Source organism: Allobosea sp. NPDC055353 (genome assembly GCF_053644975.1).
The window spans coordinates 20,573-40,935 of sequence record NZ_JBSHMC010000003.1 but is presented as its reverse complement, the minus strand read 5'-3'; the positions used below and the strand labels follow the sequence as shown (position 1 = coordinate 40,935).

At 66.2% G+C, this 20,363-nt stretch carries 20 protein-coding genes and 1 tRNA gene; 12 read left to right on the top strand and 9 right to left on the bottom strand.

Going from position 1 to position 20,363, the window contains the following annotated elements; translation table 11 throughout:
* Window positions 1–194 precede the first annotated feature (194 nt).
* The 8 genes from ACWIEX_RS20750 to ACWIEX_RS20715 all read left to right on the top strand — a co-directional run bounded on the left by ACWIEX_RS20750 (window position 195) and on the right by ACWIEX_RS20715 (window position 6,740).
* Window positions 195–935: a GntR family transcriptional regulator gene (locus ACWIEX_RS20750; protein ID WP_454034858.1), complete on the top strand. Its 741-nt coding sequence runs from the start codon at window positions 195–197 to the stop codon at window positions 933–935.
* Window positions 932–1,768 carry a 5-dehydro-4-deoxy-D-glucuronate isomerase gene (kduI, locus tag ACWIEX_RS20745; RefSeq protein ID WP_454034857.1) on the top strand — a complete coding sequence of 279 codons (837 nt, stop codon included), beginning with the start codon at window positions 932–934 and terminating at the stop codon, window positions 1,766–1,768. Before ACWIEX_RS20750 ends, kduI begins: the two co-directional genes overlap by 4 nt.
* Window positions 1,768–2,538, top strand: a complete 771-nt coding sequence (gene kduD, locus ACWIEX_RS20740) for a 2-dehydro-3-deoxy-D-gluconate 5-dehydrogenase KduD (RefSeq protein WP_454034856.1) — start codon at window positions 1,768–1,770, stop codon at window positions 2,536–2,538. The genes kduI and kduD overlap by 1 nt, the downstream gene beginning before the upstream one ends.
* A 17-nt stretch (window positions 2,539–2,555) precedes the next feature.
* A complete protein-coding gene (locus tag ACWIEX_RS20735) occupies window positions 2,556–3,239 on the top strand; it encodes an amino acid ABC transporter permease (protein WP_454034855.1) in 684 nt (227 codons plus the stop codon).
* Window positions 3,240–3,246: 7 nt separating this feature from the next.
* Window positions 3,247–3,906, top strand: a complete 660-nt coding sequence (locus tag ACWIEX_RS20730) for an amino acid ABC transporter permease (protein ID WP_454034854.1) — start codon at window positions 3,247–3,249, stop codon at window positions 3,904–3,906.
* On the top strand, window positions 3,881–4,609 hold the full coding sequence (locus ACWIEX_RS20725) for an amino acid ABC transporter ATP-binding protein (RefSeq protein WP_061971808.1): 729 nt from the start codon (window positions 3,881–3,883) through the stop codon (window positions 4,607–4,609). Before ACWIEX_RS20730 ends, ACWIEX_RS20725 begins: the two co-directional genes overlap by 26 nt.
* A gap of 59 nt (window positions 4,610–4,668) precedes the next feature.
* Window positions 4,669–5,472, top strand: coding sequence for a transporter substrate-binding domain-containing protein (locus tag ACWIEX_RS20720; RefSeq protein WP_454034853.1), 804 nt, complete (start codon window positions 4,669–4,671; stop codon window positions 5,470–5,472).
* Between the two features lie 248 nt (window positions 5,473–5,720).
* On the top strand, window positions 5,721–6,740 hold the full coding sequence (locus ACWIEX_RS20715) for an aldo/keto reductase (RefSeq protein WP_454034852.1): 1,020 nt from the start codon (window positions 5,721–5,723) through the stop codon (window positions 6,738–6,740).
* A gap of 137 nt (window positions 6,741–6,877) precedes the next feature.
* Here the strand turns inward: ACWIEX_RS20715 and ACWIEX_RS20710 are convergent, their stop codons facing one another.
* The 8 genes from ACWIEX_RS20710 to ACWIEX_RS20675 form a co-directional block, all read right to left on the bottom strand.
* Window positions 6,878–8,149 (bottom strand): M20/M25/M40 family metallo-hydrolase, encoded by a 1,272-nt coding sequence (locus ACWIEX_RS20710; RefSeq protein WP_454034851.1) that lies wholly within the window; start codon window positions 8,147–8,149, stop codon window positions 6,878–6,880.
* A gap of 41 nt (window positions 8,150–8,190) precedes the next feature.
* Window positions 8,191–9,123, bottom strand: a complete 933-nt coding sequence (locus ACWIEX_RS20705; protein WP_454034850.1) for an acetamidase/formamidase family protein — start codon at window positions 9,121–9,123, stop codon at window positions 8,191–8,193.
* Window positions 9,124–9,363: 240 nt separating this feature from the next.
* Window positions 9,364–9,876, bottom strand: a complete 513-nt coding sequence (gene msrA, locus ACWIEX_RS20700) for a peptide-methionine (S)-S-oxide reductase MsrA (protein ID WP_454034849.1) — start codon at window positions 9,874–9,876, stop codon at window positions 9,364–9,366.
* Window positions 9,876–10,322: a peptide-methionine (R)-S-oxide reductase MsrB gene (gene msrB, locus ACWIEX_RS20695; protein WP_454034848.1), complete on the bottom strand. Its 447-nt coding sequence runs from the start codon at window positions 10,320–10,322 to the stop codon at window positions 9,876–9,878. The genes msrA and msrB overlap by 1 nt, the downstream gene beginning before the upstream one ends.
* Window positions 10,323–10,494: 172 nt before the next feature.
* Window positions 10,495–11,310, bottom strand: coding sequence for an NAD-dependent epimerase/dehydratase family protein (locus tag ACWIEX_RS20690; protein WP_454034847.1), 816 nt, complete (start codon window positions 11,308–11,310; stop codon window positions 10,495–10,497).
* A 135-nt stretch (window positions 11,311–11,445) separates the two neighbouring features.
* Window positions 11,446–13,155 carry a hydantoinase B/oxoprolinase family protein gene (locus tag ACWIEX_RS20685; RefSeq protein WP_454034846.1) on the bottom strand — a complete coding sequence of 570 codons (1,710 nt, stop codon included), beginning with the start codon at window positions 13,153–13,155 and terminating at the stop codon, window positions 11,446–11,448.
* Complete coding sequence (locus ACWIEX_RS20680) at window positions 13,148–15,274, bottom strand: hydantoinase/oxoprolinase family protein (RefSeq protein WP_454034845.1); 2,127 nt, start codon at window positions 15,272–15,274, stop codon at window positions 13,148–13,150. The genes ACWIEX_RS20685 and ACWIEX_RS20680 overlap by 8 nt, the downstream gene beginning before the upstream one ends.
* 97 nt (window positions 15,275–15,371) lie before the next feature.
* A complete protein-coding gene (locus tag ACWIEX_RS20675) occupies window positions 15,372–16,307 on the bottom strand; it encodes a LysR family transcriptional regulator (RefSeq protein ID WP_454034844.1) in 936 nt (311 codons plus the stop codon).
* A gap of 203 nt (window positions 16,308–16,510) precedes the next feature.
* Here ACWIEX_RS20675 and ACWIEX_RS20670 point away from each other — a divergent pair, with 203 nt between their 5' ends.
* From ACWIEX_RS20670 to ACWIEX_RS20660, 3 genes are read left to right on the top strand one after another with little or no spacing between them, the layout of a single operon-like run.
* Window positions 16,511–17,497, top strand: a complete 987-nt coding sequence (locus tag ACWIEX_RS20670) for a TRAP transporter substrate-binding protein (protein WP_454034843.1) — start codon at window positions 16,511–16,513, stop codon at window positions 17,495–17,497.
* A 52-nt stretch (window positions 17,498–17,549) separates the two neighbouring features.
* Entirely contained in the window at window positions 17,550–18,071 is a 522-nt protein-coding gene (locus tag ACWIEX_RS20665; RefSeq protein ID WP_454034842.1) for a TRAP transporter small permease, read from the top strand.
* A gap of 9 nt (window positions 18,072–18,080) precedes the next feature.
* A complete protein-coding gene (locus ACWIEX_RS20660) occupies window positions 18,081–19,385 on the top strand; it encodes a TRAP transporter large permease (RefSeq protein ID WP_454034841.1) in 1,305 nt (434 codons plus the stop codon).
* 305 nt (window positions 19,386–19,690) lie between these two features.
* On the opposite strand, the gene ACWIEX_RS20655 is transcribed toward ACWIEX_RS20660, so the two are convergent.
* A tRNA-Ser gene (locus tag ACWIEX_RS20655) sits at window positions 19,691–19,780 on the bottom strand.
* A gap of 193 nt (window positions 19,781–19,973) precedes the next feature.
* Between ACWIEX_RS20655 and ACWIEX_RS20650 the strand changes: the two genes are divergently transcribed.
* Window positions 19,974–20,294 carry a hypothetical protein gene (locus tag ACWIEX_RS20650; protein WP_454034840.1) on the top strand — a complete coding sequence of 107 codons (321 nt, stop codon included), beginning with the start codon at window positions 19,974–19,976 and terminating at the stop codon, window positions 20,292–20,294.
* The last annotated feature ends 69 nt before the right edge of the window (window positions 20,295–20,363 follow it).

Sequence of the window (20,363 nt, the reverse complement as noted above, 5' to 3'; positions counted from 1 at the left end):
TGTTTTCGCGAGAATAAAGATGGGCCTGAACCCGCACGACATTCCCACCGCTATTGATCAGGGCCGCTGCCGCCGCAGCGGCCCTGATGCGTTTGCGCACGGTCTCGAAAATCGGCTTGCTCGCAACTAATATACTAGTATATGAATCGTGAAACAAAGCCTCGGGAGGGCGCGCATTGACGGTCGGCGGCATCATGGCTGCGGGTTCGGGTTCATCGGGACGGCGCACGGCCGCCGCGGTGATCCGCGACGCGTTGCGCGCCGAGATCGTCTCGCTCGCCATTCCGCCCGGCACCCCGATCGTCGAGAAGGACATCGCCGAGGCCCACGCGGTTAGCCGCACGCCGGTGCGCGAGGCCCTGCTCAAGCTCGCCGACGAGGGGCTGGTCTCGATCTTCCCGCAATCGGGCACCTTCGCCTCGCTGATCCCGTTCCGGGCCTTGCCCGAGGCGCTGGTGATCCGCCGTTCGCTGGAGGAGACCTGCGCGAGGCTCGCCGCCCGACACGGCGCCGGCCGGGCCGATGGACTCGCCCGCATCATGGATGAACTCGCCGCGCGCGCCGAACGCGGCGAGCGCGAGCTTTTCCACCAGTCGGACGACGCCTTCCATGCCGGCATCGCCGATCTCGCCGGCTATCCCGGCATCTGGCGCTTCACCCAGCAGGTGAAGCTGCAGATGGACCGTTTCCGCCGGCTCACCCTGCCGCAGCAGGGCCGCATGGAGCGCGTGCTGCGCGAGCATGGCGCCGTGGTCGAAGCGATCCGCCGCGGCGATGCGGAAGCCGCCGCCCATGCCATGGGCGAACATCTCGGCAAGCTCTTCGACGACCTCGATGCGGTCGCTGCCCTCAACACCCCCTATTTCGACATGGGCGACGGTTCGGAGCGGCCCCGGCGCGCCGCTCCGCCGGTCGCCCGATTGGAGACGACATGACCATCGACATCCGCCAGGTTTCGCATCCCGAGGCCGTCAAGGGCTTCGACACGGCGGAGCTCAGGCGCCATTTCCTGATCGAGACGCTGTTCGTGGCCGGCGAGGTCAAGCTGACCTACAGCCATCTCGACCGTGTCATCGTCGGCGGCGCCATGCCGGGGGCCAAGCCGGTCGTGCTGCCGACGCCGAAGGCGGTCGGCACCGACGCCTTCCTGAAGCGCCGTGAACTCGGCATCGTCAATGTCGGCGGCCCCGGCAAGGTCTCGGTCGGCGGCAAGGATTACGCGCTCGCCAGGCGCGATGCCCTCTATATCGGCAAGGAGGCTGGCGAGGTCTCCTTCGTCAGCGACGATGCTGCGAATCCGGCCAAGTTCTACCTGCTCTCGACCCCGGCCCATGCCGTGCACCCGACCAGGGTGATCCGCGAGGCCGACGCCAAGACGCTGGCGCTCGGCGAGCAGGCGACCGCCAACAAGCGCGTGATCCGTCAGTACATCATCCCCGGTGTCTGCGAGACCTGCCAGCTCGTGATGGGCGTGACCACGCTGGACGAGGGCAGCATCTGGAACACCATGCCCTCGCACACCCATGACCGGCGCTGCGAGATCTATCTCTATTTCGATGTGCCGGATGATGCCCGCGTCTTCCACCTGATGGGCGAGCCGCAGGAGACCCGCCACCTCGTCGTCGCCAACGAGCAGGCGATCCTCTCGCCCGGCTGGTCGATCCATTCCGGCGTCGGGACCAAGGCCTATTCCTTCATCTGGGGCATGGGCGGTGACAATGTCGACTACACCGACATGGACATGGTCGCGACCGGGGACCTGCGTTGATGGCCTCGCCCTTCGACCTGACCGGCCGCACGGCGATCGTCACCGGCGCCAATACCGGGCTCGGCCAGGCGATTGCGGTCGCCATGGCTCAGGCGGGGGCGGGCATCGTCGCGGTCGGCCGTTCCAGCATGGCGCAGACGAGGGCGCTGGTTGCTGAGACCGGCCGGCCCTTCCATGAGATATCAGCCGATCTCGCCACGCTGGCGCCGATCGCCGGCATCGTCGAGCAGGCCGATGCCGCCGCCAAGGCCGACGGCTCGCGGCTCGACATCCTCGTCAACAATGCCGGCATCATCCGCCGCGCCGACGCCATCGACTTCACCGAGGCCGATTGGGACGCGGTGATGGACGTCAATCTGAAGTCGACCTTCTTCCTGACTCAAGGGGTCGCCAAGCGCATGCTCGCCGACGGCAAGGGCGGCAAGGTGATCAACATCGCCTCGCTGCTCTCCTTCCAGGGCGGCATCCGCATCCCCTCCTATACGGCCTCAAAAAGCGGGCTTGCCGGGCTGACGCGATTGCTCGCCTGCGAATGGGCGGCAAAAGGCATCAACGTCAACGCCATCGCGCCGGGCTATTTCGTCACCAACAACACGGAAGCCCTGCGTGCCGATCCCGTCCGCAACGAAGCGATCGTCGCGCGCATTCCGGCCGGGCATTGGGGCAAGCCGCAGGAGCTCGGCGGCGCCGCCGTGTTCCTCGCCTCCGATGCCGCCGCCTATATCCACGGTGTCGTCCTGCCGGTCGACGGCGGCTGGCTCGCGCGCTGACGGGGAGGGGCCGGACGATGCGCTACAAGTTCGATTTCGGCGCCCTCGTCGAGCATTGGCCGGAATTCCTGAGCGGCGCATTGACGACGCTGCAGATGACGGCCTTCGCCCTCGTCTTCGGGCTGGCGATCGGCATCCTCTGCGCGATCGGCCGGCGCAGCGCCTCGCCATTCCTGCAATGGCTCTGCGGCTTCTATGTCGAGACGATCCGCAACACGCCCTACCTGATCCAGATCTTCTTCATCTTCTTCGGGCTCTCCAGCATCGGCATCAAGCTGCCGATCCTGGTTGCCGCGGTGCTGACGCTGGTCATCAATGTCGGCGCCTATACCGCCGAGATCGTCCGCGCCGGCATGGACACGATCCATCCCGGCCAGATCGAGGCGGCGCAGGCGCTCGGCCTCTCCCAGCCGCAGATCTACTGGGACGTCATCCTGCGTCCGGCGCTGGAGCGGGTTTATCCAGCGCTGACCAGCCAGTTCGTGCTGATGATGCTGGCCTCCTCGATCACCTCGCAGATCTCGGCCGAGGAGCTGACGGCGGTCGCCAACAACATCCAGTCCTTCACCTTCCGCGCCTTCGAGACCTACATCGTCGTCGCGGTGCTCTACCTGCTGCTCGCCGTCCTCCTGAAGCTCGCCTTCTACGGTTTCGGCCAGATCATCTTCCCGCGCCGCCGGCGCCTCGGCACGGCTCTGTGAGGGTGTGATGGGCGGCTTCACCCTCGTTCACTTCCTCTATCTTTTGCAGGCGACGCTCTGGACAGTCGTGCTGACCGTGCTCGCCTTCGGGCTCGGCAGCCTCGCCGGCTTCCTGGTGATGCTGGCGCGCACGGCGCGCACCCGCTGGATCAGGGCGGTGTCGATGATCTATGTCGACATCATCCAGGGCACGCCGCTGCTGATCGTGCTGTTCCTGATCTATTTCGGCCTGGCCGTCGTCGGGATCGAGCTGCCGGCGCTGCTCGCCGCCGCGATCTCGCTGATGATCTATTGCAGTGCCTTCCTCGGCGAAATCTGGCGCGGCTGCGTCCTGTCCGTGCCGCGCACCCAGAGCGAGGCAGCCGAATGCCTCGGCCTGACGCGCTGGCAGACGCTGGTCGATGTCATCCTGCCGCAGGCGATGCGGATCGCGACGCCGCCGACGGTCGGCTTCCTCGTGCAGGTGCTCAAGAACACCTCGCTCGCCTCGGTCGTCGGCTTCGTCGAGCTGACCCGCGCCAGCCAGGTCATCAACAACTCGCTGTTCCAGCCCTTCCTCGTCTTCGGCATCGCGGGCGCCCTCTATTTCGCGCTCTGCTACCCGCTGTCGCGGCTCAGCCGGGCGCTCGAAAGGAAACTCAATGTCGGCCGCCGTCAGCCTGCGTGACGTCCACAAGCGCTTCGGCGAGGTGGAGGTCCTCAAGGGCGTCTCCTTCGACGTGGCGCCGGGCGAGGTCGTGGCCGTCATCGGCCGCTCCGGCTCGGGCAAGTCGACCGCTTTGCGCTGCGTCAACCGGCTGGAGACGATCCAGTCCGGCGAGATCGAGGTCCATGGCCGCCGCGTCGACGATCCCCAGCTCGACCTGCGCGCTTTGCGCCGCGATGTCGGCATGGTCTTCCAGAGCTACAATCTCTTCCCGCATCTGACCGTGGCCGAGAACATCACGCTGGCCCCCCGGCGCGTGCGCAAGACGCCGCAGGCGGAAGCCCGCCATATCGCCGTGGAGGCGCTCGCCCGCGTCGGCCTCTCCGACAAGATCGACGCCTATCCCGAGCAGCTCTCCGGCGGCCAGCAGCAGCGCGTCGCCATTGCCCGCTCGCTGGCGATGGAGCCCAAGGTCATGCTCTTCGACGAGGTGACCTCGGCGCTCGATCCGCATCTCACCGGCGAGGTGCTCAAGGTCATGGAGGCCCTGGCGAAGGGCGGCATGACCATGCTCGTCGTCACCCACGAGATGGCCTTCGCCCGGCGCGTCGCCGACCGCGTCATCTTCATGCACACCGGCAAGGTCTGGGAGACCGGCGCCGGCGAGATGCTCGCAAATCCTCAGACCCCCGAGCTCAGGGAATTCCTCGCCAACGGGCTCTGACGATCCCGCGGCTGTCCGGCCGCCCGACGACCATAACGACAACGAAAAGGGAAACGACCATGACCACGATCACCCGCCGCAGCGCTCTCAGCCTCGCCGCGACCGCCGGCGCCTTCCTTGCCCTGGGCAGCGCAGCCCATGCCGATCAGCTCGCCGACATCAAGAAGGCCGGCAAGATCCGCGTCGCGGTGGCGATGGGCGTGCCGCTCTTCGCCTTCGTCGACGGCCAGCTCAAGCCGACCGGCTCCGATGTCGAGACCGCCAAGCTCATCGCCAAGGATCTCGGCGTCCAGCTCGAGCTGATCGAGATCACCAATGCCGCGCGCGTGCCGACGATCCAGACCCGCAAGGCCGACATCCTCGTCGCCAATCTCGGCATCACCGCCGAGCGCAAGAAGGCGGTCGATTTCTCCGTGCCCTATGCGACCTTGAACATCATCGTCGCCGGTCCCGACGGCGTCGAGATCAAGGACTACAAGGACCTCACCGGCAAGCGCATCGCGGTCACCCGCGCCACGGTCAACGACCAGATGGTGACGCAGAATTCCAAGGGCGCCGAGATCGTCCGCTTCGAGGATGACGCGACCCTGATCACCGCCGTCGTCTCCGGCCAGGTCGATATCGTCTCGACCCAGACCGCCGTGCTCTCCGCGATGAACGAGAAGCGCAGCGGCGCCAAGCTCGCGACCAAGTTCGTGCAGCAGGAGCTCAATCTCGGCATCGCCCTGCCACAGGGCGAGACCGAACTGAAGTCCTGGCTCGATGGCTGGATCAAGAAGAAGGTCGCCGATGGCGAGCTCAACACCGTCTTCAAGAAGTTCCACAACCGCGACCTGCCGGCCGACCTGACCCAGCGCGGCTGATCTGCCAGCGCGATCGGTGGCGGGCTTGCCCGCCCGCCGCCGATCCGCAACTCTGCCGGCCGGCGGTTGGTCCCGACGTCATTGCGAGCGAAGCGAAGCAATCCAGGAGGACTGGGTTGAACCTCTCATCCGGTCCCCCTGGATTGCTTCGTCGCTTCGCTCCTTGCAATGACGGCGTGGTCCGATCGGTATGAGTTTTTTGCCTCTGGCGGTCTTCAATGGCGAATCCGGCCGATCCTCATTCTTCCATGATAAACCGGTCTGTTCCACCGGGCCGTCCTTTCGCGGGCCTCTCGCCCAGCTTGATCGGCTTCGGCGGCGCGCCGCTCGGCGATCTCTATGGGCATCTCGACGAGGTCACGGCGCAGGACACGGTTCGTGCCGCACTCGCCGCCGGCATCAATCTCGTCGACACCTCGCCGCTCTACGGCCACGGCCTCTCCGAGCACCGCATCGGCGCCGCCTTGCGCAGCGTGCCGCGTGAGAACGTCATTGTCTCGACCAAGGTCGGCCGCTGGATGCAGGCCGGCGAGCCGAAGCGCGACGGCTCCGGCTATGCCGGCGGCCTGCCGCATCCGGCGGTGATCGACTATTCCTATGACGGCGCGATGCGCTCCTTCGAGCAGTCGCTGCTCAGGCTAGGCACCGACCATATCGACATCCTGCTGATCCACGACGTCGATGTCTGGACCCATGGCGAGCGGATGGAGCAGCGCTTCGCCGAGGCCATGGACGGCGCCTATCAAGCGCTGGAAAAGCTGCGCGCGTCCGGCGCGGTCAAGGCGATCGGCGTCGGCGTCAACGAGGCGCAGATGTGCGTCCGCTTTGCCCGTGCGGGCGATTTCGACGTGATGATGCTGGCCGGCCGCTATTCGCTGCTGGAGCAGGGCGCCCTGCCGGAATTCCTGCCGCTGGCGCTGGAGAAGAAGATCGCGGTGATGCTGGCCGGCGTCTTCAATTCCGGCATTCTCGCCACCGGCGCCAAACCCGGCGCCTTCTACAACTACAAGCCGGCGCCGCCGGAGGTGCTGGCCCGCGTCGCCCGGATCGAGGCGGTCTGTGCCCGCCATGGCGTCGCCCTGCCGCAGGCGGCGCTCGCCTTCTGCGCCGCCCATCCGGCAGTCGCGACGATCGTGCTCGGTGCGGTGACGCCGCAGGAGGTCGCGCGCAATCTCGACCTCGTCGCGCGGCCGGTCCCGGCCGCGCTCTGGTCCGATCTCAAGGCTGAGGGCCTGCTCGCCGAAGAGGCGCCGGTCCCGGAGCACTGAACGCCGCTGGAATGGTTGAAGCGCTGCTCCCGCGCGCCGTCATCCCGGGCCTGCCCCGGGATCCATCGTAGAGCGTCGAGCCCTCCGATGGATCCCGGATTGGCGCCGCTACGCGGCTTGTCCGGGATGACGTCGGGTTAGTTAGCCGCTCCCGTCGAACCAAGATAGTCGACCGCGCAGGCGACATGCAGCTTCATCACGGCGATCGCTTCCTCGATCGTGACGTGCTCCTCGTCGGTGCCCATGCTGATCGGCGAGGGCCCGCAGATCAGCGCCGGCACGCCGCGCCAGCGCCAGTAGCGGGTATCGGTGCCGCCGAGGCTGGAGACCGGCGGCGCATCATGCCCGAGCAGCTCGCGGATATTGCCACGCAGGATGTTCGCCATCTCGCTGAATGGATCGGTCAGGCTCGCGGGATAGCTGTGATCCTCGTTGACCACCATCTCGCAATCGGCCTCGCGCGCGAGCTTTTCGAGATCGGCACGGATCGCGTCGCGGTCGGAGCCAATCGGGATGCGCATGTCGAGATGGGCGATGCAATGCGTCGGGATCTGCGTCGCCTTCTGCCCGCCCTGCAGGATGCCGACATTGACGGTGATGCGCCGGGCGACGTCGCCTGCGCCCTTCCCGAGATTGAGATCGGCCGCGGCGATCGTCTCCGCCGAGGTCAGCACCGCGTCGATCTCCGGCGGCAGCGCAGCGAGCTTGAGATGGTAGCGGTCATAGATCGCGGTCACGAGCCGGCTCACATCCGCGATCGGGTTGCGCGCCCGGTGGGCGTAGCCGCCATGGCCGCCGATGCTTTTGGCCGAAAGCGAGAAGCGCAAGGTGCCCTTCTCGGTGAAACGCAGATTGGCGAGGCCGCTCGGCTCACCATTGAGGCAGCAATCGGCCTCCATCTCGTCGCCGAACTCATCGAACAGGAACTTGGTGCCGTAGCGCCCGCCGGACTGCTCGTCCGAGACCACCGTCAGCGACAGCGCGCCGTTGAGTTTCTCGCGGTGGGGGTAGAGCTGGCAGAAGGCGAGGATCGAGGCGAGCGTCCCGGTCTTCATGTCGGAGGCGCCGCGGCCCATGATCTTGCCGTCGATGATCTCGGCCTCCCAGAGCTTCTCGTCGGTGACCGGGAAGATGTCCATGTGGCCGTTGAGCATGAGATGGCGCCCGGGCTTTGCGGCCTCCCAGCGGCTGATGATGTTCGGCATCTCCGGCACGAAGGCCTCGGTGCGATGCGCCACGCCGGCGGCATCGAGCAGTTCGCGCACGAAGGCGGCGGCCTCGCGCGTGTCGCCTGGCGGGTTGACGCTCTTGATGCGCAGGAAGCGTTGCAGCAGCGCGACGATCTCGTCGCGGCGTTGATCGATCGCCTGAAGCAGCTCGGCCTTCAGGGCGGCGGTGTTCTCGGACATGGTCGGTCTTCTTGGTCGGCGTTTCGAAAAGGGTGGAGCGCTCAGCTACGGGCGCGGAACGACATCGCGCGGGTGAGCTCGGTCTTCTCCAGTCGGGCGGCGACGCAATAGGCGGGGTTGAAGACATTGGCGATGTCATAGCGCACCGCCTGCCCGAGCAGATGGCTCGCCTCGATCGGGTCGACACCCAGGTCCTCGCCGACCCAGCGCAGCAATTCCGTCGTGGCGAATTGCAGCGGCTGGTCGAGCGGGCGCCCGCTCGCGATCACCAGCAGGTCGGTCTCGGTCTCGCAGCGCGGCCAGCGCAGGCCCTGCTTCTTGACGAGCTTCACCGAGAATTCGACCTCGAACGAGGTCTCGACGCCGGTCCCGGCGATCTCGCCATCGCCCTGGCAGGCATGGCCGTCACCCAGGAAGAACAGTGCGCCGTCGACGAAGACGGGGAAGGCGATCGTCGCGCCCGGGCCGAACAGCCGGTAGTCCATGTTGCCGCCATTGGCGCCGCTGGTCGCGGTCGAGATCGCCTGGCCACGTTCCGGCGCGACGCCGAAGCAGCCGAGCATCGGCGCGAGCGGAAAGCTCCAGTCCTTGATCCGGGCGGAGGGTTCGAGCAGCTTCACCGTGCCGGCCTGCGCGTCGATCGCCCATTCATAGCGCTCGCGCTTCGGCAATTCGTGCAGCATGCCGGGGTCGAGCACGCCGGGCGCCAAGGGCGAATAGGTCCAGCCGGTCTTCCGGTTCGGCGTCATCCGCTCGATGGTAACGAGCAGTGCATCGCCGGGTTCGGCGCCGGTGACGAAGAACGGACCGGTCATCGGGTTGCCGCGCGGGGCATGCTGCGCGCCGTCGCCGCCGAAGCCGGCCGCATCGAGCGTGGTGGTGACGACGCTGTCGCCGCTGGCGATCTCCAGCACGGGCGGCAAGGTGGCGAGCACGTTCGAGTAGCGTGTCGGAACGAAGTGATGGCGCGCCATGGAAGCCTTCCTGAACGGGATTCGCGTCTGTCCTGCGGTGACCGTAGGAGCAAGCCGCCGGCTTGAGAAGCACGCGCGGGCGAAGGGGCGCCCTGCATGCCGGTCAGCAGGCGCTGGCGCTGGACAAGACCTGTCGAAGTCAGGAAATGGCGGGCAGGGCGTCCGTCGAACGATCGCCTGCGGTGATCATGCTCTCCGCGTCGAGCCGAAACCGGTCAGACGCGAAGAGCCCTGGATTCGTCAGGCTGCGGCGCCTGTCCTGCGCGGCAACACCCAGTCCGGGCGGATGAAGTGGCAGGTATAGCCGTTCGGAATGCGTTCGAGGTAATCCTGATGCTCGGGCTCCGCCTCCCAGAAATCACCGGCCGGCTCGACTTCGGTGACGACCTTGCCCGGCCACAGTCCCGACGCATCGACGTCCGCGATCGTATCGAGCGCAACGGCCTTCTGCTCATCGCCGCTGAAATAGATCGCCGAGCGGTAGCTGGTGCCGCGGTCGTTGCCCTGGCGGTTGGGCGTGGTCGGATCGTGGATCTGGAAGAAGAATTCGAGCAATCGGCGATAGCTGGTCTGCGAGGGATCGAAGGTGATCTCGATCGCCTCGGCATGGGTGCCGTGATGGCGATAGGTCGCATTCGGCACGTCGCCGCCGGAGTAACCGACCCGGGTCGAAATCACGCCGGGCAGCTTGCGGATGAGATCCTGCATGCCCCAGAAGCAGCCCCCGGCGAGAACAGCGCGTTCGGTCGTCATCAGATATCCTCCACCTGGTCGAGATAGTCCTTGTAACCCTGCTCGATCATCTCGTCGCGTCGCACAAAGCGCAGCGAGGCCGAGTTGATGCAGTAACGCAGGCCACCGCGATCGCGGGGCCCATCCGGGAAAACATGGCCGAGATGGCTGTCGCCATGGGTCGAACGCACTTCCGTGCGGACCATGCCGTGGCTGTCGTCACTCAACTCGTTCACGTTCGCCGGTTCGATCGGCTTGGTGAAGCTCGGCCATCCGCAGCCCGATTCGTATTTGTCCGACGATGCGAACAGCGGCTCGCCCGAGACGATGTCGACATAGATGCCGGCTTCCTTGTTGTCGAGAAGCGCGCCGGTTCCGGGACGCTCGGTCCCGTTCTGCTGGGTGACCCGATATTCCTCGGGCGACAGCCTGGCGATTGCAGCTTCTGTCTTCCTGTAGGCGGCCATGGATCTCTCCTTCGAACTCACGTCCCAAGAAATGGGTATTCGTTCCGAAACTGTCCAATGCGCCGCGCGTATAATGTCGATGCTGCCACCGGCGCAGCCGCAAACGCCATGGCCAGGCATAACGCCCGAGCAGCAAGCGAAGCCGCTTGCCGCGACTGGACGGCAATGGACTTCAGCCTGTCGCTTCGTCGTCCGGATGCGGCATTTCGCAGAACTTGCCGCCGAGATAGCGCCCCGCGGGCGATAGCGGGTCGAGCGCCGGGGCGCTGGCTTCGACCTTGGCCCGGAACGGCTCCGAATTGTCCTGCGGGTGATAGCCGAGATGGCCGGCGCCGCTATTGTCCACGGCCTTCACGCTGTTGTCGGAGGTGCCGAAGGCGATCGTGTGCCCGACATAGGGCGCGCTCAACGCCGCCGTGACGAGGCGCACGCAATCGGCGAAGGACAGATAGGACCAGAGCATCCGGCGATCGGCCGGCTCCGGGAAGGACGAGAAGATGCGCAGGCACGCCGTCTCGATGCCGTGCTTGTCCCAGTAGAGCCGGCTGAGGCTCTCCACGAAGGTCTTGCCGACGCCATAGAGGCAATCGGGGCGGACCGGCGCATCGACCGATATATGCGCCCCGATCTCGTGGAAGCCGATCGCGTGGACGGACGAGGCGTAGACGATGCGCCTGACCCCGTGTTTCCGCGCGCCCTCGTAGATGTGATAGGAGCCGCGGATACTGGAATCGAGGATCACCTGCCATTCGCGTTCGGTCGGCGCGCCGCCGAAATGCACGATGGCATCGCATCCTTCCGTCGCGGCGATCGTCGCCTCCATGTCGGCGAGGTCGAAGATCGCCTCCTCCTCATGGGCGGCGAGCGGGCCGAGCGGCTCGCGGTCGGCAAGGCGGATCACCTTCGCAAGCGGAGCAAGGCCGGCGCGAAGCTGCGAGCCCAGGCGCCCGGCCGCGCCGGTGATCAGGATGCGGTTGTAATGCGGCATGCTGTCCTCGCGTCTGACGGCCCCGTCGTGCCGATGCGACCAGGTTCGGGCGATCCGGGCCGAAAGCCGCAGTGAGGCATCGACAGGCGATCGCTGACAAGCTGCGGCGCTGCGCAGGCCGCCATGCCGCTGCCGCTAACGGGGCAGTTCACCGCGCCGGGACGTCGCCAGCACGTCGGCCACCCGCTCCTCGGACAGGCCGTAATCGGCGCGGGCCGCTTCGGCCGAGACATAGCCCAGGGCGAGGTCGCGCTCCACGCTGCTTGCGGCCCGCTCGGCGGATGCGCCATAGCCTGCCCCGCCGGGGAAGGCCATGACGACCTTGCGGCCATGCGGCACGAACTGCTTGCCCTTGCCCTTCATCGCCGTGCCGTCGTCGAGCGCGATGGTGGTGGGCGCGCCGCCGCCACCGCCGCGCCGGCCGCGGGCGGGATGGTGGACGCGGTCGAACATCGCCTGGATGTCGAACTCGTAGCCTTCCCAGGCGCCGACCTCCATATGCTGGCCGAGGCCGCCGCGATGCTGGCCCTTGCCGCCGGAATCGGGCCGAAGCTCCTTGCGCCAGACGATCACCGGGCCGACCTGCTCGGTCGCCTCGACCGGCATCGTCATCACGCCGGACGGGAAGGCGGTGGCGTTCATGCCGTCGAGCGCGGGCCGTGCGCCCGAGCCGCCGGAGTTGAAGGTCAGAACCTCGGCGCGCACGGGGTCGGCCGGCCAGGGGCCGTCGCTGCGCGGCCGGAGCGAGACCTGGAAGTTGCAGAGGCTGCCGGCGCCCTCGGCCGGGACGAGGCCGGGCAGGAGCTTGTCGAGCGCGTCGTAGATCGTGTCCGGCACCACATGGCCGATGATGTGGCGCAGCGCCACCGGCGCCGGCCAGACGGCGTTGACGATGGTGTGCTCCGGCGCGGTGATGCGGAACGGCTCCAGCGACGCCGCATTGTTCGGGATTTCCGGCGCGATCGCGCATTTCAGCGCGTAGCAGGTATAGGCCTTCGTATAGACCAGCGGCACATTGATGCCGTTCTTGTCGACGCCGGAGGTGCCGGCCCAGTCGCAGAGCACGCCATCCGGCTCGATCGAGATCTTCACCTTGAGGTCGATCGGCCGGCTGTAGCCGTCGATCCGCATATGGCCCTGGGCCTCGCCGCGCGGCAGGGCCGCGATCTTGTCCAGCGTCGCCTGGCGCGAATTGGTCAGGATGAAGTCGGAGATGCCGGCGAGGTCGGCGAGCCTGAACTCGACCATCATGTCGACCAGCCGGCGATGGCCGATCTCGTTGCAGGTCGCCAGCGCATAGATGTCGCCGACGAGCTGGTCGGGCTCGCGGACATTGCCGCGGATGATCGTGACCAGCGTCTCGTTGACCGTGCCGCGGTCGACGAACTTCATGATCGGGATATGCAGGCCTTCCTCATAGACCGAGTTGGCATCGGCGCCGAAGCCGCGCCCGCCGATATCGACGATATGGGCCGTGCAGGCGAAGAAGCCGACATGGCGGCCCTGGTGGAAGGACGGGCTGACGACGGTGATGTCGTGCAGGTGGCCGGTGCCCTCCCAGGGGTTGTTGGTGATGTAGACATCGCTCTCGGCGATGTTCTCGCGCCCGATCCGGCGGATGAAATGGGCGACGGCATCGGCCATGGCGTTGACGTGGCCGGGTGTGCCGGTCACCGCCTGCGCCAGCATCTCGCCCTTCTCGTTATAGACGCCGGCCGAGAGGTCGCCGGCCTCGCGCACCGAGGTCGAGAAGGAGGTGCGGATCAGCGCCTGCGCCTGTTCCTCGACGACCGAGATCAGGCGGTTCCACATCACCTGATGGGCGACCTTGGAGATCTCAGACATGGGCGGGCTCCTTGCGCGCAGCGACAGCAGCGGCGGGCGCGGCTTCGGTCAGGCGGATATCGATGCAGCCATCGTTCAGCGTGACGGCAAAGCGGCTCGACGGCAGGACGATGGTGGTCTCGTCCTCGGTGACGATGCCGGGGCCGCTGATCCGGCTGCCGGCCGGCAGGGCGGTGCGGCTATGCGCTTCGGCCTCGACACGGCGGCCGAGCCCTGCATCGAAGACCGAGCGGCTGCTTTCGGCCGGCGTGTCGTGCATCTGCGAGACCGGCGCGACCGGAGCAACCGCCTCCTGCGGCGTGTGGGCGTTGACCGACCAGACGGTGATCTCGGCCGCGAGGCCCTTCACCGTGCGGCCGAAGAGATTGGCGTATTCGTGCTCGAAGCGTTGGAGAATGGTCGCCGGATCGGCGGCGCGGGCCTCTTCCGGCGTCAGCGTGACCGGGATTTCCCAGCCCTGGCCGGCATAGCGCATATAGATCTTGTACTCGGCCTGGATCGCGCCGGCCCAGCCGCAGGAGCGCACCACCCGCGTCGCTTCCTCTTCCATCTCGTCGAAGAGTTTGGTGACGCGTGCGGTATCGAATTGCGCGAGCCGCATGAACAGCGTGCGGTTAGCCTCGAAGCTGAAGGGCGCCCTGAGGAAGCCGATGGCCGAGCCGACGCCGGCTCCGGGGGGCACGAGGCAACGGGCGATGCCGAGCTTTTCGCAGAGGCGGCCGGCATGGAGCGGTGCAGCGCCGCCGAAGGCGATCATCGTGTATTCCGAGAGGTCCTCGCCATTCTCGACGGCGTGGACGCGGGCGGCGTTGGCCATGTTCTCGTCGACGACCTCGGCGACGCCCCAGGCACTTTCCTCGGCCGCCATGCCGAGCTTGCGGCCGATCTCGGCTTCAAGCGCCGCAGCCGACTGGTCGGCGAAGAGGGGGATCGTGCCGGCTGCAAAGTTGTCCGGATCGATCTTGCCGAGGATCACGTCGGCATCGGTCACGGCCGGGCGCTTGCCGCCGCGGCCATAACAGGCCGGGCCGGGCTCGGAGCCGGCGCTTTCCGGACCGACGCGGATCTGGTTCATCGAGTCGACATGCGCCAGGCTGCCGCCGCCGGCCCCGATCTCGACCATGTCGATCACCGGGATCGAGATCGGCATGCCCGAGCCCTTCTTGAAGCGATAGGTCCGGGCGACCTCGAAGACGCGGGCGGTCTTCGGCGTGTAGTTCTTGATCAGGCAGATTTTTGCGGTGGTGCCGCCCATGTCGAAGGACAGCACCTTCTTTAGGCCGTGCCGCGCGGCGATGTCGGCGGCGAAGACCGCGCCGCCGGCCGGGCCGGATTCGACGAGGCGCACCGGAAACTCCGATGCGCTTTCGAGCGAGATGATGCCGCCGCCCGAATGCATCAGGAAGATCGGGCAGGAGGCGCCCTCGGCTGCCAGTCGCCCCTTCAGCCGGACGAGATAGCTCTTCATCAGCGGCTTGATGAAGGCGTTGGCGATCGTCGTATTGAAGCGCTCGTATTCGCGCATCTGCGGCGAGACTTCCGAGGAGAGCGAGACCATCGCACCCGGCAGGCGCTCAGTCAGCACCTCCTGGATCAGGCGCTCATGCGCGTCGTTCACATAGGAATGCAGCAGGCCGACCGCGACGCTCTCGTAGCCGGCTTCACGCAATTCATCGACGAGGGTCTCGACGGCGGCGCGATCCAGCGGGATCAGGACCTTGCCGCGCGCATCCATGCGCTCCTTGACGGTGTAGCGGCGGTTGCGCGGCAGCAGCGGTTCCGGCAGCGTCAGATTGAGGTCGTATTGCTCGAAGCGGCTTTCGGTGCGCATCTCGATGACATCGCGAAAGCCTTCGGTGGTGATGAGAGCGGTCTTGGCGCCGCGCCGCTCGATCAATGCATTGGTCGCCAGCGTCGTGCCATGGATGATCTGCCCGATCGCCGAGGCCGCGATGCCGGCCTTCTCGCAGACACGGTGCATGCCTTCGATGATCGCATCCTCAGGGGCGGTATACGTGGTCAGGACCTTGGTCGAGAACCGCTGTCCGTCCTGCTCGAGCACGACATCCGTAAAGGTTCCCCCGATATCGACGCCCAGGCGGGCCCCGAGAATGGACATGGCTTAAGCGCCTCCGTTGTCTGATGAGGCGAGGATGGAATGCGCCGTCGATGTCGTCGAATTATTATTATCTATGATATTTGATAAAGGATATTTATCAGTTCGATCCACGCTCGGCGCGTTCGGCGGGCCGCCTCGCATCGCCCTGATGATGCCGCGCTGCCCGTTCGCTGGCGAGTTCGGCTGCCCGCTTGAGCAGGAAGCTGGCAGGCGTGTGGGCATATGAGGCCGTGAAGATCAAAGCGCTGGGCTTCCATTCATAGGGGAACTCCACAAGCTCTCCGGTGTCGAGAAGCTTCTCCACCAGCGTCCGCGACATCGGCGCGATCCCGAGGCCGTCGATGGTCATCTGCAGGCTGGCCGCGAGACTGCTCGACGGCACGATCCGGACCGGCCTCTCCCAGTTGTCGCGGAAATGCGCCGAGAGCTCGACGAAATGCCGCGTGTTGCGGGCATGGGTCAGAATCGTGTGCGAGGCCATGGTCGCGAGATCGGCGCCGGTGAGCCCGAGCTGCGGCGAGGCCACCCAGAGATAGGGCACGGAGCCGAGATCGACATTGGTGATGTTGAAGTTCGAGATCGGGCCGTTCAGCAGGCACAGATCGAGCGACCGCGACACCAGCTCCTCGCGCAGGTTGATCGTCAGGTCGACCCGGAGCTCGACATCGACATTCGGAAAGACCTGCCTGAGGTCGAGCAGATAGTCGCGCAGCCAGGTCTGGGCGATGAGTTCGGCGACGCCGAGCCTGAGGATGCCGATCTGCTGGTCGGAGCGGATCGATTGCTGCGAGAACTCCTCCGACGCCTGCAGCACCCGCTCGGCCTGGCCGAGCAGCGAATGGCCGATCGGGGTCAGCGCGACCGAGCCGGAATCGCGATGGAACAGCCGCACGCCCAGCACCGATTCGAGCTGCGAGATGCGCACGGAAATGTTTGGCTGGGTCGTGTTCAGGCGCTCGGCCGTCGCCCGGAAACTGCCGAGCTTGGCCACCCAGACGAAACTTTCGAGCTGCTTCAGCGTCCAGTTCGGCATCGCTTCTTTCCGGCACAGCCGCGCGAGCGGATAGCGGCGGGATATCCTCGATAAAGAAAATGCATCGCGAAAACAGCAAAATTCAATTGGCTGCTATCGGCGGAACGCGGTGGACTATCGTTAGCCGTCGATCGGGCTTCGGCACGGCTCCGGCTCCAAACGCGCGTGGATATCTCCGCAGCGCGACAAGAACGAGGGGAACCATGAACCGCAGAGCTTTGATCGCCTCCGCCGCCCTTGCCGTGAGCCTCGGGCTCGCCGTTCCCGCCAGCGCCCAAACGAGCTGGACCATGGCCTCGGGCTATCCGGAGAGCAGCTTCTTCACCCAGAACGTCCGGGAGATGATCAAGGAGATCGAGCAGAAGAGCGGCGGCAAGCTCAAGATCGACCTGCGCTCGAACGACAGCCTGATCAAGCTCGACGCGGTCAAGCGTGCCGTCCAGTCCGGCCAGATCCAGATCGGCGAGATCCGCCTCGGCGTCTACGGCAACGAGGCGGCGATGTATAACCTCGACAACATTCCCAGTGTCGCGACCACCTATGAGCAGGCCACCAAGCTGACGGAGGCGCAGGCCCCCTTCTTTGAGGCGATGTTCAAGAAGAGCGGCCTGCGCGCCATCACCTATGTCGCCTGGCCGGGGCAGGGCTTTTATACCAAGGCCGAGCTCAAGGGGCTGTCCGACCTGAAGGGCCAGAAGCTGCGCATCTATTCGAAGCAGACGCAGATCATGGGCGAAAAGCTCGGCATGGAAGCGCTGATCCTGCCTTTCGCCGAGGTGCCGCAGGCCTTCTCGACCGGCATGATCCAGTCGCTCTGGACCAGCGCCCAGACCGGCACCGACGTCCAGATCTGGGACTACGTCAAGCACTTCACCTATACCGGCACGATGCACAACAAGAACGCGATCCTGGTCAACGAGCGCGCCTTCCGCCAGCTCGACCCGGCGACGCAGAAAGTGGTGCTCGAGGCCGGCGAGGCTGCGACCAAGCGCGGCTGGGAACTCTCCAAGAAAGCCGGCGAGGAACGCGAAGGCGTGCTGAAGAGCCATGGCGTGACCATCGCCCAGTCTCCGAAGGATATCCTCGATGCGATCGAGGCGGCCGGCAAGGGCATGGTCGCCGACTGGCTGGGCACCGCCACGGCCGAGGAGAAGGCCGTCTATGAAACCTACCAGAAGAGCCTGAAGTAACCGGCTTCCGCGCGCCACTCTTTCAATCAAATCATGGCCAGTGGGGTGACCGGTGATACGCGGAGTTCTCGACAGGTTCTATGAAGCGTGCGGCTACATCGCTGCCGCCTTCATGGTCGGCATCGGGCTGGCCATCGTCGCCCAGATCGTGGGGCGCATGCGCGGTGTCACTGTGGACGCCACCGAGGTGGCGGGCCTGTGCCTGGCGGCCTCGACCTTCTTCGGCCTCGCCCATACCTTCCGGCGCGGTGGGCATGTGCGGATCAACCTGATCGTCGACCGCCTGCCGCAAGGCTGGCGGCATGGCGTCGAGGTCTTCAACTGCCTGCTCGGCACGGTCGTCGTGTCGTTCCTCGCCTGGCATGTCGCATCGCTGGCGCTGCAATCGCGCGAGTTCAACGATGTCAGCCCGGGACTGCTGGCCATGCCGTTCTGGATTCCGCAGACCGGCGTCGCCATCGGCATCGCCGCCCTGGCGATCGCCTTCATCGACGAGCTGATCTGGCTCCTTGCCGGCGGCAAGCCGCGCTACGAGGCGCCTGACGAAGTCGAACTCGACAGGCCGGTGGCATAGGGGCCGATCATGGACACGACCGTTCTCGCCTCGCTGGTCCTCGCCAGCTCGCTCCTCCTGCTGCTCGCCAGCGGCGTCTGGGTCGCGCTCTCGCTCCTCACCGTCGGCATGGTGATGATGGGGCTCTTCACCACCGCGCCGATGGGTTCGCTGATCGCCTCCACGCTCTGGGATTCGAGCTGGGGCTGGGCGCTGACCTCGCTGCCGCTCTTCATCTGGATGGGCGAGATCCTGTTCCGTTCGAAGCTGTCGGCGGACATGTTCCAAGGGCTCGCGCCCTGGGTGTCGCGCCTGCCGGGCCGGCTGCTCCATGTCAACGTGCTGGGCTGCGGCATCATGGCGGCGGTGGCCGGTTCCTCGGCTGTGACCTGTGCCACGATCGGCCGGATCAGCGTGCCCGAACTGGAGAAGCGCGGCTATCCGCTCAACATGACGATCGGCACGCTGGCCGGCTCCGGCACGCTCGGCCTGCTGATCCCGCCCTCGATCATCATGATCGTCTATGGCGTCACGGCAGAGGTCTCGATCGCGCGGCTGTTCATCGCCGGCGTCCTGCCCGGCATCCTGCTGATGGCGCTGTTCATGGGCTACACGGCGATCTGGAGCCTGCTCAACCCGGACAAGATGCCGCCGGCCGAGCCGCCGGTGCCGTTCCTCGAGAAGGTCTACCGCTCGCGGCGCCTGATCCCGGTGGCGCTGCTCATTGCCTCGGTGGTGGGCTCGATCTATGGCGGCATCGCCACCCCCACGGAAGCCGCGACCATCGGCGTGATCGGAGCGCTGATCCTGGCGGCCGTCGGTGGCGGGTTGACGCGCGCGAGTTTCATGGACGGCCTGATGGCGGCCATGCGGACCTCCTGCATGATCTCCTTCATCATCGCCTGCGCCGCTTGCCTGACGATCGCCGTCGCCTTCGTCGACATTCCCCGCTCGCTGGCGAGCTGGGTCGATGCCATGCATCTGTCGCCCTACGCGCTGCTGGCGGTGCTGGCCGTGTTCATGCTGATCCTCGGCTGCTTCCTCGAGGGCATCTCGATCATCGTGCTGACCTCCTCGGTGATGCTGCCGATGGTGCAGGCGGCGGGCATCGACCTGCTCTGGTTCGGCATCTTCGTGGTCATCCTGATCGAGGCGGCGCAGATTACCCCGCCCGTCGGCTTCAACCTGTTCGTGCTGCAGAGCATCACCGGCAAGGACATCCTTGCCGTGACGAAGGCGGCGATTCCTTATTTCTTCGTGCTGATGCTGCTGCTGGTCCTGATCACGGCGTTCCCGCAGATCGTCACCATCCTGCCGAAGATGATGACGGGATAAACTCGGCGCAAATCTGGTGATCCGCTCCTGACCGCTCGCGGCGGCCAGCTTTTGGGAATAACGCAAGCTGGCGGCTGACATCCGAATGGCGGCGAGAGCGGACGTCGCGCGCCGGAACCGCTGGCATGAGCTTGTGGTGAAGCCCCAGGGCCAGCTTCTGGAGCAAACCCGAATGGCATTGCCTCGAGGCTGATTCCGCCCCGGAACACCTTCGAACGCGAGCGACTGTCGGGTCATCGCTGGGGTCAGCACGACACTGAGCTATCGATGCCGTAATCGAAACATATGCTGAGTGTCGAAATGCATGGCGGACAGGGCGGGATTCGAACCCGCGATACGGTTTCCCGTATACACACTTTCCAGGCGTGCGCCTTCAACCACTCGGCCACCTGTCCGGCGCGCTGCTTATGACTGCCGGCCCGTGATCTTTCAAGGGCCGAGATGCAGGGTTTTGCACAATCCCGGTAAATCGCGGGTCATCGGTTGCGATCTGCGGCCGGCATGGTCACATCTGGGCACCGAAGCGATGCGCCGGCCGCGCGTTTCGCGGCGTGGATGGCCGGGGTGGATTGCGATAGGGAGCGGATGGTGAGGTTTCTTCTCCGGTTGATCGGCTATTTGTTCGTCGCGGCCGGCTTCGTCGCGCTGGTGATCGACGGCGCCCGCTCGATCGCGAATGCCGGATTGCGCTTCATGCCGGTCAGCGAGGCGCTGATCGCTCTCGTTCAGGAGCGCTACCCGCTGATCCAGTCGACGATCGAGCGCAACATTCACCCCTGGCTCTGGGACCCGCTGCTGTTGACGGTGTTGCGGGCGCCGGCGGCCGTCGTCGCCCTCCTGCTCGGCTTCGCGCTGCTCTGGCTCGGACGGCGCCCGGAGGCGGCCATCGGCATCGTCACGCGTCGGTGATGGCGCCCCTCGCGCCCAGGCCCCTGTGATAGCGAGAGACGCAGGAGGCGCCGTCTCCCCTTTTTCGAT